General features: G+C 69.7%; 17 protein-coding genes. 11 read left to right on the top strand and 6 right to left on the bottom strand.

The genetic code is table 11. From position 1 onward, the window contains the following. Positions 1 to 65: 65 nt before the first annotated feature. Positions 66 to 1,235 carry an inorganic phosphate transporter gene (locus Q0916_RS02340; RefSeq protein ID WP_299233832.1) on the top strand — a complete coding sequence of 390 codons (1,170 nt, stop codon included), beginning with the start codon at positions 66 to 68 and terminating at the stop codon, positions 1,233 to 1,235. On the opposite strand, the gene Q0916_RS02335 is transcribed toward Q0916_RS02340, so the two are convergent. After that, positions 1,230 to 2,630, bottom strand: coding sequence for a hemolysin family protein (locus Q0916_RS02335; protein WP_299233829.1), 1,401 nt, complete (start codon positions 2,628 to 2,630; stop codon positions 1,230 to 1,232). The two genes, Q0916_RS02340 and Q0916_RS02335, sit on opposite strands and share 6 nt — an antisense overlap. Positions 2,631 to 2,751: 121 nt before the next feature. Between Q0916_RS02335 and Q0916_RS02330 the strand changes: the two genes are divergently transcribed. The 3 genes from Q0916_RS02330 to Q0916_RS02320 are packed head-to-tail and all read left to right on the top strand — an operon-like array spanning position 2,752 to position 4,153. After that, on the top strand, positions 2,752 to 3,060 hold the full coding sequence (locus Q0916_RS02330) for a glutaredoxin family protein (protein WP_299233826.1): 309 nt from the start codon (positions 2,752 to 2,754) through the stop codon (positions 3,058 to 3,060). After that, entirely contained in the window at positions 3,057 to 3,572 is a 516-nt protein-coding gene (locus Q0916_RS02325) for a redoxin domain-containing protein (protein WP_299233823.1), read from the top strand. Before Q0916_RS02330 ends, Q0916_RS02325 begins: the two co-directional genes overlap by 4 nt. Beyond that, a complete protein-coding gene (locus tag Q0916_RS02320; RefSeq protein WP_299233820.1) occupies positions 3,569 to 4,153 on the top strand; it encodes an L-threonylcarbamoyladenylate synthase in 585 nt (194 codons plus the stop codon). The genes Q0916_RS02325 and Q0916_RS02320 overlap by 4 nt, the downstream gene beginning before the upstream one ends. Before the next feature lie 117 nt (positions 4,154 to 4,270). Here Q0916_RS02320 and Q0916_RS02315 read toward each other — a convergent pair whose 3' ends face one another. Then, entirely contained in the window at positions 4,271 to 4,927 is a 657-nt protein-coding gene (locus Q0916_RS02315) for a CRISPR-associated protein Cas4 (RefSeq protein WP_299233817.1), read from the bottom strand. A gap of 82 nt (positions 4,928 to 5,009) precedes the next feature. Next, positions 5,010 to 5,915 carry an MBL fold metallo-hydrolase gene (locus Q0916_RS02310; protein WP_299233815.1) on the bottom strand — a complete coding sequence of 302 codons (906 nt, stop codon included), beginning with the start codon at positions 5,913 to 5,915 and terminating at the stop codon, positions 5,010 to 5,012. Between the two features lie 89 nt (positions 5,916 to 6,004). On the opposite strand from Q0916_RS02310, the gene serS reads away from it, so the two are divergent. Further along, the gene (gene serS / locus Q0916_RS02305) at positions 6,005 to 7,381 is read left to right on the top strand and encodes a serine--tRNA ligase (RefSeq protein ID WP_299233812.1); all 1,377 of its coding nucleotides are present in this window, start codon (positions 6,005 to 6,007) and stop codon (positions 7,379 to 7,381) included. Between the two features lie 18 nt (positions 7,382 to 7,399). Here the strand turns inward: serS and Q0916_RS02300 are convergent, their stop codons facing one another. Next, positions 7,400 to 7,792 carry a nuclear transport factor 2 family protein gene (locus tag Q0916_RS02300; RefSeq protein ID WP_299233809.1) on the bottom strand — a complete coding sequence of 131 codons (393 nt, stop codon included), beginning with the start codon at positions 7,790 to 7,792 and terminating at the stop codon, positions 7,400 to 7,402. Positions 7,793 to 7,867: 75 nt separating this feature from the next. On the opposite strand from Q0916_RS02300, the gene Q0916_RS02295 reads away from it, so the two are divergent. Then, on the top strand, positions 7,868 to 8,380 hold the full coding sequence (locus Q0916_RS02295; RefSeq protein ID WP_299233807.1) for a DUF367 family protein: 513 nt from the start codon (positions 7,868 to 7,870) through the stop codon (positions 8,378 to 8,380). A gap of 137 nt (positions 8,381 to 8,517) precedes the next feature. Here Q0916_RS02295 and Q0916_RS02290 read toward each other — a convergent pair whose 3' ends face one another. Then, positions 8,518 to 9,351: a hypothetical protein gene (locus Q0916_RS02290; RefSeq protein ID WP_299233805.1), complete on the bottom strand. Its 834-nt coding sequence runs from the start codon at positions 9,349 to 9,351 to the stop codon at positions 8,518 to 8,520. 52 nt (positions 9,352 to 9,403) lie between these two features. Between Q0916_RS02290 and Q0916_RS02285 the strand changes: the two genes are divergently transcribed. Both Q0916_RS02285 and Q0916_RS02280 read left to right on the top strand, forming a co-directional pair. Beyond that, positions 9,404 to 10,111, top strand: a complete 708-nt coding sequence (locus Q0916_RS02285) for a lipoyl protein ligase domain-containing protein (RefSeq protein WP_299233802.1) — start codon at positions 9,404 to 9,406, stop codon at positions 10,109 to 10,111. Between the two features lie 31 nt (positions 10,112 to 10,142). Continuing rightward, the gene (locus tag Q0916_RS02280) at positions 10,143 to 11,405 is read left to right on the top strand and encodes a dihydroorotase (RefSeq protein WP_299233800.1); all 1,263 of its coding nucleotides are present in this window, start codon (positions 10,143 to 10,145) and stop codon (positions 11,403 to 11,405) included. On the opposite strand, the gene Q0916_RS02275 is transcribed toward Q0916_RS02280, so the two are convergent. Next, positions 11,402 to 12,043 carry a DUF5806 family protein gene (locus Q0916_RS02275; RefSeq protein WP_299233797.1) on the bottom strand — a complete coding sequence of 214 codons (642 nt, stop codon included), beginning with the start codon at positions 12,041 to 12,043 and terminating at the stop codon, positions 11,402 to 11,404. The genes Q0916_RS02280 and Q0916_RS02275 overlap by 4 nt on opposite strands. Positions 12,044 to 12,157: 114 nt before the next feature. Here Q0916_RS02275 and Q0916_RS02270 point away from each other — a divergent pair, with 114 nt between their 5' ends. The 3 genes from Q0916_RS02270 to Q0916_RS02260 all read left to right on the top strand — a co-directional run bounded on the left by Q0916_RS02270 (position 12,158) and on the right by Q0916_RS02260 (position 14,208). Further along, entirely contained in the window at positions 12,158 to 12,526 is a 369-nt protein-coding gene (locus Q0916_RS02270) for a universal stress protein (protein WP_299233794.1), read from the top strand. Then, positions 12,523 to 13,059, top strand: coding sequence for a GNAT family N-acetyltransferase (locus Q0916_RS02265; RefSeq protein WP_299233792.1), 537 nt, complete (start codon positions 12,523 to 12,525; stop codon positions 13,057 to 13,059). Before Q0916_RS02270 ends, Q0916_RS02265 begins: the two co-directional genes overlap by 4 nt. Before the next feature lie 81 nt (positions 13,060 to 13,140). Beyond that, positions 13,141 to 14,208, top strand: a complete 1,068-nt coding sequence (locus Q0916_RS02260; RefSeq protein WP_299233791.1) for a DHH family phosphoesterase — start codon at positions 13,141 to 13,143, stop codon at positions 14,206 to 14,208. Positions 14,209 to 14,257 lie beyond the last annotated feature (49 nt).

Here is a 14,257-nt window from a genome sequence, read left to right as displayed (position 1 = left end):
CTTACCCGTTTCGCAGCCGCTATCCGATGGGTGTTTATACCGTCGGCTGGACGTCCCCACCGTCAATGGAGCCAGCCACGGTCGGGACGTTTGTCGCCGCCGGGGTGGCGAGTCTGTTCATGGCGTGGGCGATCGGCGCCGGATCGTCCGGATCGACGCCGTTTGCGCCCGCCGTCGGGGCGAACACCATCTCCGTCATGCGGGCCGGATTTTTAGTCGGCATCCTCGGACTGCTCGGGGCGACGCTTCAGGGCGCGAACGTGACCGAGGCGGTCGGACGGGAGCTCGTCGTCGGGACGACGCTGTCGCCGATCGCGGCCATCGTCGCGCTCACCATCGCCGCCGGCCTCGTCGCGATCGGCGTCTTCACCGGGTACCCGATCGCGACGGCTTTTACTGTCACCGGTGCCGTCGTCGGCGCGGGGCTCGCGATGGGCGGCGCGCCGGCGCTTGGGAAGTACTACGAGATCCTCACCGTCTGGACGCTGACGCCGTTCGTCGGCGGCGGCGTCGCCTTCGGCGTTGCGAAACTGCTCAGACACGACGCGGTCCCCGAACTGACCGCGGTGCCGCTTTTGGCCGGCTGTGTCGGGGCGATACTCGCAAACGTCGAGTTCGTGTTGCTCGGCCCGTCGGACACCGCCCAAAGCGTCGCCGAGACGGTCGCGTCGGCGCCGCTGTTGCGCCTTTCGGTCACGCTCGGCGTCGCCGCGCTCACGGCGCTCGCGCTGTCGTTCGACATGCGCGGAGACAGGGCCAGGGGGCAGCGTCACTTCCTGTTGGTTCTGGGCGGACTTGTCGCCTTCTCGGCGGGCGGCAGCCAGGTCGGACTCGCGCTCGGGCCGCTGTTGCCGCTTTTCGACACCACCGACGTCGCCGTCCCGCTCGTTGCGCTGCTTTTCGGCGGCGGGCTCGGCCTGCTGGCCGGCTCCTGGACGGCCGCCCCGCGGATGATAAAGGCGATCGCACAGGACTACTCCTCGCTCGGCCCGCGGCGCTCGATCGCGGCGCTTATCCCCTCGTTCGTGATCGCTCAGGTCGCCATCTTCCTCGGCGTCCCGATCTCGTTCAACGAGATCATCGTGTCGGCGGTCATCGGCGCCGGCGCCGCGGCCGGCACGGGGGGCGTCAGCGGGTCCAAGATCGGCTACACCGTCTTGGCGTGGATCGGTTCGCTCCTGAGTGCGGGCGCTCTCAGCTTCGTTCTGTACACGGCCCTCGTCGCCGTGTTATGACTCTTGGGCCCGGCTCGTCGGGTCGCCCCTGTCGGCCGGCTCCTCCGGCTCGCTCCGGTCGTACTCCTCCGTCCGGACGACGCGGGCCTTCATGATCCGGGTGTTCTCGACGCGCTCGACGCGGATGTCGACCCCGTCGTACTCGATCAACTCGCCCTCCTCGACGAGCCGTCCCGCGCGGTTGAAGATGAACCCCGCGATGGTCTCGAACTCCTCGCCCTCGGGCAGGCTGATCCCGAGGGCCTCGTTGACCTCGTCGATGTTGAGTTCGCCTTTCACCACCGCCTCGTTGTCGGCGACGAACTCGATCGGCTCCTCCTCGCCGGCCTGGAGTATCTCGCCGACGATCTCCTCGGTGATGTCCTCCATGGTGACGAGCCCCTCCGTCGTCCCGAACTCGTCGATGACGACGACCATGTGCATCCGCTTTTCGCGCATCTCCGCCAGCAGCTCGTCGACGTTCTTCGACTCGGGGACGTGGAGCGTCTCCTCGATCAGGTCCTCCAGCTCGATCCCGTCGTGCTCGCCGTAGGCCGAATCGCGGATCAGATCCGAGACGTGGACGATCCCGAGGACGTTATCCAGGCTGCCGTCGTAGACGGGCAGACGCGTGTGTCCCGACCGGACGCACTGCCGGATCGCCTCGTCGATCGTCGCGTCCTTCGAGACGGCGTCCATGTCGAGTCTGGGCGTCATCACCTCCTTTGCGATCGTATTGGTGAACCGGAAGATGCGCTCGAGCATCTCCCGCTCGTCTTCCTCCAGCACGCCCGCCCGCTCGCCGGTCTCGATGATGTCGCGGATCTCCTCGCGCGTGACGTAGGTCGATTCGATCTCGCTGCGGCCGCCGGTGATCCGGTTGACCTGCCGGGTCAGGTAATCGAAGGTGACGATGAGCGGGAGCAGGAGATACTCCGAGAGCTTCAGGGGCCTCGAGATGCGGAGCGCCCACGACTCGGTGTTTTCGACGGCGTAGGACTTCGGCGCGCTCTCGCCGAACAAAAGCACCAACGCGGTGATCCCGAACGTCGCGCTGAGGACGGCCGCCGACTGCGAGACGTAATACGAGAGCAGCCCGGTCGCTATCGAGGACATCGCGATGTTGACGATGTTGTTGCCGACGAGGATCGTGACGAGCAGTCGGTGCGGGTCGTCCTTGAGCCGCTTCAGCGTCGCCGATCCCGGCACCTCGTCGGCGACGAGGCTGTCGACGCGGTGGGACGGCAACGAGAACATCGCGATCTCCGAAGAGGAAAAAAACGCCGAGAGGACCAACAGAAAGACGATCACGCCGCCGCCCAGCACCGCGATGGCCGCGTCGCTGAGCGGGAACTCGGCGGTGTCCGGTGCGGCCTGTATCGCAACGGTAACGACGTTCCACGCGGGAGAGCCCATAGAGACATCCCTTCTTCATGGGGCGCGAGATTAAGACTTGTCATGGCTCCGCCCCCGCGGTATCACGCCCGGGCGACCCGACGGCGACACTCTTAGGCCCCGCGCGCCCGAAGTGCCCGTCATGAGTGACCCAGCGATAACCGTGTACCGCCTGCAGGCGTGTCCGTTCTGTGAGCGCGTGATCCGCGCTCTGAACGACCTCGGCGTCCCGTACCGCTCGCGGTTCGTCGAGGCCCGCCACTCGCGGCGGGACGTCGTCAAGCGCCTCACCGGCGCCAGGACCGTTCCCGCCCTCGTTGATGAGTCCACCGGCGTCACGATGAGCGAGAGCGCGAACATCGTGAGGTACCTCGAGACGACCTACGGCGACGGCGGCCGCGAGCCCGAACGCGTCACCGCGAGGGCGGAGACGGAGGGGGCGGCCGAATGAATCTGGGCTTCGACGTCGTCGATCTCGGGCGGGCCGAGCACCCCGAGATCGGCGACGAGGCCCCCGATTTCACCCGCCCGCTCGTCAACGACGAGTACTGGGCGGACGCCTCGCTCTCGGAGCTCACCGACGACGGCCCGGTCGTGCTCGTTTTCCACCCCATGGACGGGGACTTCCCGGCGACGTACATCTGGCAGGAGATCCGCGACCGGGGCTGGGACGGGTACGACGCCGAGATCGTCGGCCTCTCGATCTCCACGCCGTACGAGCACGCCCGGTTCCTCGAGGAGTGGGACATGGAGGCCTTCCGGCTGTTTTCGGACCCGAAAAACGGCGTCGCCGAGCGGTACGGGATCGACCACGAACTCGACGGGATGTCCGGCATCGAGGAGCCCCGGCCGGCCGTCTTCGTCATCGACGACGACCGGACGATACGGAACGGGTGGGTCGCGACCGAGTGGCCGGAGTTCCCGCCGTACGACGAGATCGAGGCCTCGATCGAGGAGCTGTGACGCCGCCGGACGTCACCGACGCCGTGGCCGCGATCCGGCGGGGCGATCTCGTCGTGTACCCAACGGAGACGGTCTACGGGCTCGGAGCCGACGCGCTGAACGCCGAGGCGATCGGACGGGTGTTCGAGGCCAAGGGCCGCCCTCGCGATCGCCCGCTGTCGATGGCCGTCCCGGAACTGTCGGCCGCGGCCGACTACGTCCGCCCGTCGGCGGACGAGCGGGCCTTCTGCGATCGGTTCCTCCCCGGCCCCGTCACCGTGCTGCTCGAGCGGACCGATCGCGTCCCGGACGAGCTCGTCGCCGGGCGGGACCGCGTCGGGATCCGCGTCCCGGATCAGGACACCGCCCGCGCGCTGGCGCGACGGACCGGCCCGATCACCGCGACGAGCGCGAACCGATCGGGCGAACCGAGCGCCACGCGCCCCGGAGAGATCGCCCGATCGGTCCGCGATCGAGCGACCGTGATCGACGGCGGGGAGACGCCGGGTACCGAAAGCACCGTCGTCGACGTCTCGCGCGCCGAGATCCTCCGCCGGGGTGCCCTCGCCGACGAGATCGAGGCGTGGCTGGCCGACGCGTAGCCGCGATCGGACCCGACCGGCTGGCTGAGGCCCGCCGGAACGCGGCCTGACCGTCCCGCGTCGGGTCCTCGCGCGACCGTCGCCGCCCCGGGGCCGCCGAACGCGCCCGAAACGCCCTCACAGCGACAGGACCGACCGGAGCGATCTGGTCTTCGTCCCGCACTCCTCGCGGTACTCACAGGACCGACAGCGCGGGTCCTCACCCAGCCGCGGCGGCGGTCCGTCGAGGTCCTCGACGGCCCCGAGCGCCCGCCGGTACGCCGCCTTCCGTCGGGTCGTCATCCGGACCGTCCGGACCACCCCGTACGCCGGGTACTCGACGTAGGCCCGCTCGATCGAGCGCTCTCGCTCCCACGAGAGCGCCTTCGCGGCCGCGGTCGCGCGGACCGACTGGGGCCGCCAAACGCCCCGCTCCGGCGGCTCGCCCGCCGAGAGCAACACCGGTGCCGGCGGCCCCGAAAGCAGCTTGTGCGCGATGCCTTCTGCGTCCTTCCCGCGCAGGAACGCCCGCCGTTCGGCCGGGTCTATCAGGCTCTCCCAGCGGTCCGAACGCTCCTTACTGCGCCGGAGAGCCCGGCGGTACGCCGCCGGTCGGACGGCGATCGGCTCGGACGCGAGGTCCGCGTCCGGACCGAGGAGCTCCTCGTACCGGAAGGCAAGAGCGCGGACCGCCGACACGTCGTCCGGCACCTCCGTGCCGTCGCCGTGTTTCCGTCTGTAGTACAGCTTTCGCGGGCAGTACGCCGCGGTCGCGATGTCGCCGAACGCCTCCATGGGGGCGCTGGTCCCGTCTCGGTATATAAACCGTCGGCCGCCCTCGCCGTCGGTCACGCTGGTTTTTGGCCCGGAGAGCGGACTACTCGTCCGATCGATCGCGGAGGTAGTGCAACACGCCGCGGGCGTTGAGGACGACCTCCTCGCTGGCTTTCGGCTCGCTCCACAGCTCGGTCCGGTCGGAGGCCTCGAGGACGCGCTCGACGACGGCCTCCTCGTCGCCGAGCTCCTCGAGTTCGCGCTCGATCCGGGCGACCCACTCGGTGATGACGTCGACGTACGTCTCGAGTCGGTCCTCGGCGGACGCCGGCCCGAAGTGCCCGTAACAGACCGTCTCGGGGTCCATCTCCCGTATCATGCGCGCGTCCTCGACGGCGCCTTCGAGATCGAACCCTGGCGGCGGCGACGTCTCGACGACCGCATCGGCGTCGCGGGCGTAGATCCCGGCCGCGTCGCCGGCGAACACCGCGTCGGCCGCCGCGTCGTGGAACACGACCTGATGGAACGCGTGCCCGGGCGCGTGACGGACGGTGAGCGTCCGGGAGCCGAGATCGATCGTCGAACCCTCGCCGACCGTTTCGATCCGGCCTCGCGGCACCGGCTTCGGCTCGGTGTAAAAGTCGATCTGCTCGCCGACGGCCTCCTTTGTCCCCCGCCAGAGCCCCTCGGGATCGGCCAGAAACGACGCGCCGCTCTCGTGGACGTAGACGTCGGCGTCCGTCTCGGCCGCGAGAAACCCCGCCCCGCCCGCGTGATCGAGGTGTACGTGCGTCACGAGCACGGCGGCCAGCGCCGAGCGGTCGATCCCGACCTCTGAGAGCGCGTCGCGGACGCGATCGTAGTCCGTCCCGATCCCGGTGTCGACGATCGCCGGCCGCGGCGTATCGAGGATGTACACCGTTCCGTACCCGTCGGTCCCGAACATCCCTGTGTCGACGTAATAACAGCTCGGGATCCCCTCGACCGCGCGGACGTCGCCGGTTCCCATACCGGTGGTTCCGCGCTCGAGCACTAAAACAACCCGCCGGACCGGTCGGATCGACACGACTTTCAGCGGCGGCGGCGAACCGCTGGCACATGTTATCGCGGCAGTTCGTCCGGGAGCACCCCGACGACGTCAGGCGGGCACTCGAAACCAAAGGCGTCGACGCGGACCTCGAGTGGATCCTCGACATCGACGAGGAGTGGCGGGAGCTCAAGGCGACCGGCGACGACCTCAGACGGCGGCGAAACGAGATCTCGAAGGAGATCGGGGAGCTCAAACGCGAGGGCGACGACGACGCCGCCCAGGCGGCGATCGAGCGCTCCTCGGAGCTCAAAGCCGAACTCGAGGACCTCGAGGCCCGGGCCGACGACCTCGAGGCCGACCTCGAGGCCGCGCTGTTGGAGCTGCCGAACGTTCCGCACCCCGACGCGCCGGTCGGCGAGGACGAACGTGACAACGTCGAAACCGAGCGCTGGGGCTTCGACGACCGGCGGAGCCTCCCCGACCCCGTCGTCCCGCACTACGACCTCGGCGAGGAGCTCGACATCCTCGATTTCGAACGCGGCGCGAAGGTCTCCGGCGGCGGCTTCTACTTCGCGAAAGGCGAGGGCGCGCGGCTCGAACACGCCCTGATACAGTTCATGCTCGAACTCCACCGCGAGGAGCACGGCTACACCGACGTGTTCCCGCCGCTTCCGATCAACTCGGCCTCGATGCGCGGCACCGGGCAGTTCCCGAAGTTCGTCGACGATGCCTACCGCATCGGCGGGGCGAACGACGAGTCCTACGACGACGACGACCTCTGGCTGCTCCCGACCGCCGAGGTCCCCGTCACGAACATGTACCGCGACGAGATACTGCTCGACGGGGACCTCCCGATCAAACACCAGGCGTACTCGCCGAACTTCCGGCGGGAGGCCGGCGAACACGGGACCGAAACGCGGGGCATCGTCCGGGTCCACCAGTTCAACAAAGTCGAGATGGTGAACGTCGTCCGCCCCGAGGACAGCTACGACCGCCTCGAGGGGCTGCTGTCGGAAGCGACGGCGGTGCTCGAACGGCTCGGGCTGCCCTACCGCGTGCTCGAGATGTGCACCGGCGACATGGGGTTCACGCAGGCCAAAAAGTACGACGTCGAGGTGTGGGCCCCGGCCGACGACATGGACGACGGTCCCGACGCCGGCGGCCGGTGGCTCGAGGTCTCCTCGGTGTCGAACTTCGAGTCGTTTCAGGCCCGCCGGGCCGGGATCCGGTACCGCCCACAACAGCACGAGTCGGCCGAGTACGTCCACACGCTCAACGGCTCCGGGCTCGCGGTCCCCCGTGTCGTCGTGGCGATCCTCGAGTACTACCAGAACGCCGACGGGACCGTCGAGGTGCCGAAGCCGCTCCGGCCGCACATGGGCGGTACGGAGCGGATCGAGGGGGGCCGTCCGGTCGGGGAGTCGGCCCTCGGCGCGAACGAGTAGGGTGGTCTCGCCCGCCGGTCACGACGCCGAGTGGACGTACGTTCGGACGCTTTGGATCCCGTTGTCGGTCGTCTCGAAGCTATCGACGAACCTGAACCACACGCTGCCGTCGGCCCTGAGGAGTCGGCCCTCCGCGGCGAGTCGGTCCCGGTCTCCGGGGGACTCGCCTTCGGTCCCGTCCGTTTCGCCGCCCTCGCCGCCCCCGAGAGCCGTATAGACCGCCTCCAGAACGTGCTCCGTGTCGCGCTCCGGACGACCGCCCTTCATGAACGCGACGAACTCCTCGCGGCCCTCGATCGTCGTGTCCGGCCGTCGGTGGACGAACCCGCCGGTCAGCGCCGCCGACAGCGCCGCGTAATCGTCCTCGTCGATCGATCGGTAGTACTCCCGAACCAGCGTTTCGCCGTCCATACCGGTAGTGACGGCCGCGGACGGATATACTGTCGTCCCCGAGCGAGTTTTATGCGTCCCCGGCCAACCCGTCGCGTGGAGTTACACGTCCGGTACGAGGGCGACGACGATCCACAGAAGTGCTCGGCCCGGAAGCTCGCGCGGTTCGACCTCGCGACCCTGCACCGTTCTGCGCGCGACACGCCGCCCGGGATCGTCCTCGATCCTCACGCCGACCGCGCGCTCTCACCGGCGGACGCGCCCGACTCCTCCGGCGCCGGGCGCGCGGAGCGACTCGTCGCGCTCGATTGCTCCTGGGAGACGGCGCGGGCCGAGGCGTTCGACCTCAAGGGCCCGCACCGATCGCTGCCGTTTCTCGTCGCCGCCAACCCGGTCAACTACGGAACGCCGTTCCGGCTCAACACCGTCGAGGCGTTCGCCGGGGCGCTGTGTGTCCTCGGCCGCCGCGACCGCGCGGCGACGATACTCGGGAAGTTCCGCTGGGGGCACACGTTCCTGGAGCTGAACGACGAACCGCTCCGACGCTACGCCGACTGCGCCGACTCGGGGGAAATCATCGACGTCCAGGCGGAGTACCTCGACGCCTGATCCCGGAGGCCACGTTGGACGACGCCGCCCGAGGTTTATACACGAGGACGCGGGCAGTCGGCCGTATGTGAGCCCCGAGCCCCGTGGTGGCCGAGGCGGGAATCCGGCCCACCGCCACGGGACGCCCGCGCCGGTTGTCAGCCCAACCGCACCGACTCCGCGCCCGGGTCGATGCCGACCTCGACCGCGTCGCCGCGTTCGAACCCGTGGCCGTCCTCGAAGACGATCTTCGCCCCGATCGCCCCCTGTGAGGCGAAAAGCGAGAGCCCGGTCGCGCGCTCGCCGTCGACGAAGACGCCGACGTCGCGCCACCGGACGCCCCGTCCGTCGACCTCGCCGACCGGCGCGCCGAGCAGCGAGACGGTCCCCTCGGCCGCCTCGAGGACGCCCCCGTCGGCGTAGTGCGGAAGCCCCCCATCGAGCGCGTACCCCTCGTCGCTTCCGAGCGCCTCGAAGCCCTCGCCGTCGCGGGACGGCGAGTCGAGTCGGACGTGCGTCGGCCCCGAAGCGACCACCGTTCCCGTCCCGTCCCAGGGGACGCCGTCGACCTCGACGCCCGGTTCGATCGGCACCGATCCCCTCGCGCGCTCGTAGTTCTGCCCCCGGCGGCGGAACCCCACGTGGATGTGATTGTCCACCCACCGCCCGAAGAACCCGGATCGGACGAGCGATCCAAGCGTATCGCCGACGGCGACCGTGTCGCCGGCCTCGACCGCCGGATCGACGTGGAGAATCCGGGCGACGCACTCCCCGCACTCGACGAGTACGAGGAAGTCCTCCGAGGCAGCGTAGGGCTGCTCCGGACAGCGGACCCGCTTCGTGCGGAGCACCTCGCCACCGACCGGGGAGGCCGCTACGCCGTCGTCCGGGTACAGATCGATCGCACACCCCGCGTCGTGCGCCGGGTACGGCGAATTATAGAGCGAAAACCGCTCATACCGGCGGATCACGCTCCCGGCGAGTAAGACCATGCGGCCGGTTCGGCGCGCGTGGATTTATGAGCGTCGGCGCCCGACGGCCGCCGTGCGACTCCTCTGTGAATCCCTACCGGACCCCCTCGCCGACAGGGAACTCACGCGCGGACTCGTGGAACTCACCGAGTCGACGGGCGATCCGGGGCTCCGCGTCTGGACGCCGCCGCGACAGGTCGCCTTCGGCCGCCGCGACTCGGCCGCCGATGGGTACCGTTCGGCCCGCCGAATCGCCGCCGAGCGCGGCTATGACCCCATCGAACGAAGCGCCGGCGGCCGCGCAGTCGCCCACACGGGGACGACGGTCGCGTTCGCGCTCGTTTCGCCGACCGAACCGGGCCGAAGCGGGATCACCTCTCGGTACCGGGACGCGATGTCGCGTCTCTCGGGGGCGCTCGAGGAACTCGGGGCGAGCGTCGGCCGCGGCGAACCGTCCGCGTCCTTTTGCCCCGGAACGCACTCGCTGCAGCGCGACGGCAAGATCGCCGGACTCGCACAGCGGGTCCGGACCGAAAGCGCCCTCCTCGGCGGGTACGTGATCGTCAGATCGAGCGACGCAGCGGCGGTTTCGACCGTCCTCGATCCGGTGTACGCGGCACTCGGGTTGCCGTTCGATCCGGCCTCCGTCGGAAGCGTCGAGGCGGCCGGCGGCCCAGCCGGCGTCGGGACGGTCACCGACGCGATCGAGGCGGCCTTCACCGGCGACGCCGAGACGACTGCGATCGACGCCGTCGACCTACCGTCCGGGGACGCTCCGTGAGACTTACCACTCCCGGCGGAGGAGTCCACCTATGCTGTTTCGAAACGTGACGCTCGCCGACGGACGGACGCGGGACGTCCGGACGGACGGCGAGACGATCGCCGCGGTCGGCGAGGAGCTCACCGCGGCCGGCGACGCGATCGACGGCACCGGAAAGCGGCTGTTTCCGGGCATGATCGACGCGCACGTCCACTTCCGGGAGCCCGGACACCCACACAAAGAGACCTGGGCGACCGGCTCGAAAAGCGCTGCCGCCGGCGGAGTCACGACCGTCTTCGACCAGCCCAACACCGATCCGCCGACGGTCGACGCCGCCGGATACGAGCGGAAGGCCGACCGCGCCGCCGAGTCGCTCGTCGACTACGGCATCAACGGCGGCGTCACCGACGCGTGGAGCCCCGAAGAGCTGCTCGAACAGCCGATCGCCGCCCTCGGCGAGATCTTCCTCGCGGACTCGACCGGCGAGATGGGGATCGGCGCCGAGCGCTACGAGGCGGCGCTCCGGCGGGTCCGATCGAGGTCGATCCCGGTAACCGTTCACGCGGAGGACGCGACCCGATTCGACGACTCGGTGACCGACCGGGCGGACAGCGACGCCTGGAGCGCCTACCGGACGGCCGACGCCGAGATCGAGGCGATCCGGCGCGCCTGCGATACGGCCCGCGACGTCGGCACCGACGTCCACATCGCACACACGTCAACGCCGCGCGGCGCCGACGCCGCCCGGGAGGCGGGGATGACCTGTGAGGCGACACCGCATCACCTCTTTCTCTCGCGAGATGACCTCGACGAGCTCGGCACGTTCGGCCGGATGAACCCCCCGCTACGGAGCGAACGACGCCGCGAGGGGCTGTTCCGGCGGCTCGTCGACGGCCGGATCGACATCGTCGCGACCGACCACGCGCCGCACTCCCGCGAGGAGAAGGCGACCGACATCTGGAGCGCACCCAGCGGCGTGCCGGGCGTCGAAACCGCGCTTGCGCTCCTGTTGGAGGCCGCACGGACCGGCGCAATCGGCTACGAGCGCGTCCGGGACCTCACGGCGGCGAACGTCGCCGACCGCTTCGGGCTCGAGACCAAGGGCCGGATCGAACCCGGGTACGACGCCGATCTCGTGCTGTTCGACCCCGAGGACTCGACCCCGATCCGGGGGTCGGAGCTCCACACGAAGTGCGACTGGACGCCGTTCGAGGGCCACCGCGGCGTCTTCCCGGAGGTGACGATGGCCGGCGGCACCGTCGTGTTCCGCGAGGGCGAGTTCGGCGAGCGGACCGGGCGAAACGTCCGCGTTTAGTCCTCGGACCCCTCCGCGCCCGCCCCGAGGTCGTGTCCGCAGTTCGGACAGTGGGCCTCGTCGTGTCTGAGCGCGGCCGAGGACTCCCGGACCTCGCGCATGACACTCGAGATCCGCTCTTCGGCCTCGAGTTCCTCCTCGACGCCCAACTCGACGCCCTCGACCTCGAGGAGGAACTTCGCGACCTCCGTGATCTCGTACATGACGTCGTCGAGCTCCTCGGCGGTGTAGAAATCGCACATCGCCCCGTAGAGGAACGTCGCGCCGGCCTTCCGGACCTTCTCGTCGAACGACGAGCGGGCCTGGTTCACCGCCTGGGGGCTGTACGTGTCCGTCATGAACGGCACGAGCTCCGGCAGGTTCTCGCCGATCTTCGTCATCTCGACGCCGGTCTCGGTCCGGAAATCCGCGCAGAGACGCGCCATCGCCCACTCGCGGGCGGTGACGTACGTCCGGTCTCTGAGGAACTCGTTGGCCCGGTCGTACGTCGCGCCGTCGATCTTCGAAAACCGGGCGTACCCCTCGACGTCGTCCGGAACCGACTCCGATCCCGACCCCGCGTCGTCCCCGGACGGTCGGTTCCCGTTCGTCTCCGCCGAGCCCGCCCCGTCCGTCCTCGCCCGTGCGTCGTCGACCATACCCCCCGTAGCGATCCGCCGCGAAAAAGCGTACCGGAGATGTCAGACGGACGGCAGACGGCGGCGACCACCGCCGTGCGGGAGGCTTTTGCTTCCAGCCGGCGAAAACGGTGCATGAAAACGCTGTTGGGAATCGGCGGGAGCGACGACTCGTTGTACGCCCTCGAGAAGGCCATCGAGCGGGCCAAGGAGGCCGACGACGACCTGACGATCGCCATCGTCGAGAACTCCGATAGCGACATGACGGAGGCCGACCTCCGCGATCGGATCGCGGCGGCCCTTGGGGAGGCGGGGTTCGACGCCGACATCGAGAGCCTCTCGGGGCACCCCGGGAGCCAGCTCCTCGAGTTGGCCGAGCGGGGCTCGTTCGACCGGATCGTCCTCGGCGGCGGGGAGACGAGCCCGCTCGGAAAGGTGCAGCTCGGCTCGATCTCCGAGTTCGTCCTGTTGAACGCACAGACGACGGTGACGCTCATCCGATGACCCGCGAGTACCCGGCCACGGTGGCCGGCCCCTACGAGCCGCCGCCCCGGACGTTCCTCGACCGCGAGGAGCGACCGATAGCGATCCGCCGGTACGCCGAGGGCGTCGACACCCTTGCCGGGATGTACACCGCCTTCGATCCCGAGGACCGCGCGCAGGGGATCCCCCCGGCCAGGGAGGACCAGATCCGGACGTGGCTCGAGGGCCTCTTCGAGGACGACTGTGTCAACGTCGTCGCGTGGCACGACGAGGACCCGATCGGACACGCGACGCTCGTCCCCGACGGGAAGGGCGCCTGTGAACTCGCGATCTTCGTCCTCGGGCCCTACCAGGGGGCCGGGATCGGGACGGAGCTCATCGAGGCGCTTTTGGGTGCCGGACGCGAAGACGGGATCGAACGCGTCTGGCTGACCGTCGAGCGCTGGAACGGGGCCGCAACGGCGCTGTACCGAAACGTCGGCTTCGAGTCGACCGACACCGGCAACTTCGAACTCGAGATGGCCGCCCGCCTGCGCGAGGACGCGGCGGAGTGACCCCCGACCCGCCGGGTCGCCGCGGGACGGACGCGCGGAGCGAACGGGTGCTTTCTTTGCCGCGCCGCCCGTCGGGGCGGTATGGACGACCGCCTCATCGACGACGAGACCCTCGCGCTTTATCGCAGATCGCTCCTCCCCGGCGAGGGGTTTTTCATTCCGGACTCGGTCGACGACGCGGAGACAGAGCGGCTGGCCCGCGAGGCTGTCTCGGGTGCCGGTCGGGTCGTCGTCGCCGACCCGGACGCCGACGGACTCGGCTGCGTGGCCCTGCTCCGGGCGGCGTTCGGCGACGCCGCGTTGCTCCCGGCCGGCCCCAGCGAGATCGACGAGGCGCTCGGATACGTCCTCGAGTACGGCGAGCCCGACCTCGAGTTGTACGTCTGTGACCTCTGTCCCGACGCCGAATCGGACGTCGGATCGCTCCCCGCCGTCGCCGAAGCCGCCGGCTCGATCCGGTGGTTCGACCACCACCAGTGGGACGACCGCCTCGCCGAGGTCGTCGCCGAACACGCCGAGTTGGTCGTCGGCGACTCTGACAGCGTCTGTACGACCGACGTCGCGCTCGCCGAACTCGAGTACGAGTTCGCGGACCGCTACGCCGAACTGGCGGCCGTCACGAGAGACCACGACCTCTGGCTCCGCGAGGACCCCCGAAGCGACGACCTCGCCGATTACGCCTACTGGGCCGACCCCGAGGAGTACGTCGGCACCGTCCTCGACCACGGCGCGGACCTCCCCGAGGCGGTCGAATCGTTCCTCGCCGAGCGCCGCGTCGAGAAGGACGCCCTCGTCGAACACGCCGTCGACCGGGCCGACTACGAGGAGGTCGGCGAGTGGACCGTCGGCGTCACCTACGGCCGGTGCTCGCAGAACGAGGTGGCCGAGGCGATGCGGGAGGCTGGCGCGGACGCCTCGGTGATCGTCAAACCCGCGGGCTCGGCGTCGATCCGCGGGACCGACGCCTTCCAGCGCTGCCACGAGGTCGCCGGCCGGGTCAACGGCGGCGGCCACCCGAAGGCGGCCGGCTGCAAGCCGGACATCTACGACGACATGCTCGATTACGCCCACCACTGGACGACCCAGGGGGCGGTCACGAAACAGGTCATCCTCGAGGCGTTCCGGGCCCTCGCCGACGCCGACGAATAGCGCCGCCCCCGGTGACCGTTAGGCTTTACCCCCATCTCCCGGTACCCGG

Origin of the sequence: Natronomonas sp., from assembly GCF_028274965.1 — an archaeon.
GTDB lineage: Archaea > Halobacteriota > Halobacteria > Halobacteriales > Haloarculaceae > Natronomonas.
Note: the sequence above shows the minus strand (reverse complement) of the source record. Positions and strands in the feature narration are given on the sequence as shown.

Excerpts from the sequence above, each read along its gene's own strand:
- Q0916_RS02275 (WP_299233797.1), bottom strand. The coding sequence starts at position 12,043 with ATGGTCGACGACGCACGGGCGAGGACGGACGGGGCGGGCTCGGCGGAG.
- serS (WP_299233812.1), top strand. The coding sequence starts at position 6,005 with ATGTTATCGCGGCAGTTCGTCCGGGAGCACCCCGACGACGTCAGGCGG.
- Q0916_RS02260 (WP_299233791.1), top strand. The coding sequence starts at position 13,141 with ATGGACGACCGCCTCATCGACGACGAGACCCTCGCGCTTTATCGCAGA.
- Q0916_RS02325 (WP_299233823.1), top strand. The coding sequence starts at position 3,057 with ATGAATCTGGGCTTCGACGTCGTCGATCTCGGGCGGGCCGAGCACCCC.
- Q0916_RS02335 (WP_299233829.1), bottom strand. The coding sequence starts at position 2,630 with ATGGGCTCTCCCGCGTGGAACGTCGTTACCGTTGCGATACAGGCCGCA.
- Q0916_RS02270 (WP_299233794.1), top strand. The coding sequence starts at position 12,158 with ATGAAAACGCTGTTGGGAATCGGCGGGAGCGACGACTCGTTGTACGCC.
- Q0916_RS02340 (WP_299233832.1), top strand. The coding sequence starts at position 66 with ATGGAGCCAGCCACGGTCGGGACGTTTGTCGCCGCCGGGGTGGCGAGT.
- Q0916_RS02265 (WP_299233792.1), top strand. The coding sequence starts at position 12,523 with ATGACCCGCGAGTACCCGGCCACGGTGGCCGGCCCCTACGAGCCGCCG.
- Q0916_RS02300 (WP_299233809.1), bottom strand. The coding sequence starts at position 7,792 with ATGGACGGCGAAACGCTGGTTCGGGAGTACTACCGATCGATCGACGAG.
- Q0916_RS02280 (WP_299233800.1), top strand. The coding sequence starts at position 10,143 with ATGCTGTTTCGAAACGTGACGCTCGCCGACGGACGGACGCGGGACGTC.
- Q0916_RS02310 (WP_299233815.1), bottom strand. The coding sequence starts at position 5,915 with ATGGGAACCGGCGACGTCCGCGCGGTCGAGGGGATCCCGAGCTGTTAT.
- Q0916_RS02290 (WP_299233805.1), bottom strand. The coding sequence starts at position 9,351 with ATGGTCTTACTCGCCGGGAGCGTGATCCGCCGGTATGAGCGGTTTTCG.
- Q0916_RS02315 (WP_299233817.1), bottom strand. The coding sequence starts at position 4,927 with ATGGAGGCGTTCGGCGACATCGCGACCGCGGCGTACTGCCCGCGAAAG.
- Q0916_RS02330 (WP_299233826.1), top strand. The coding sequence starts at position 2,752 with ATGAGTGACCCAGCGATAACCGTGTACCGCCTGCAGGCGTGTCCGTTC.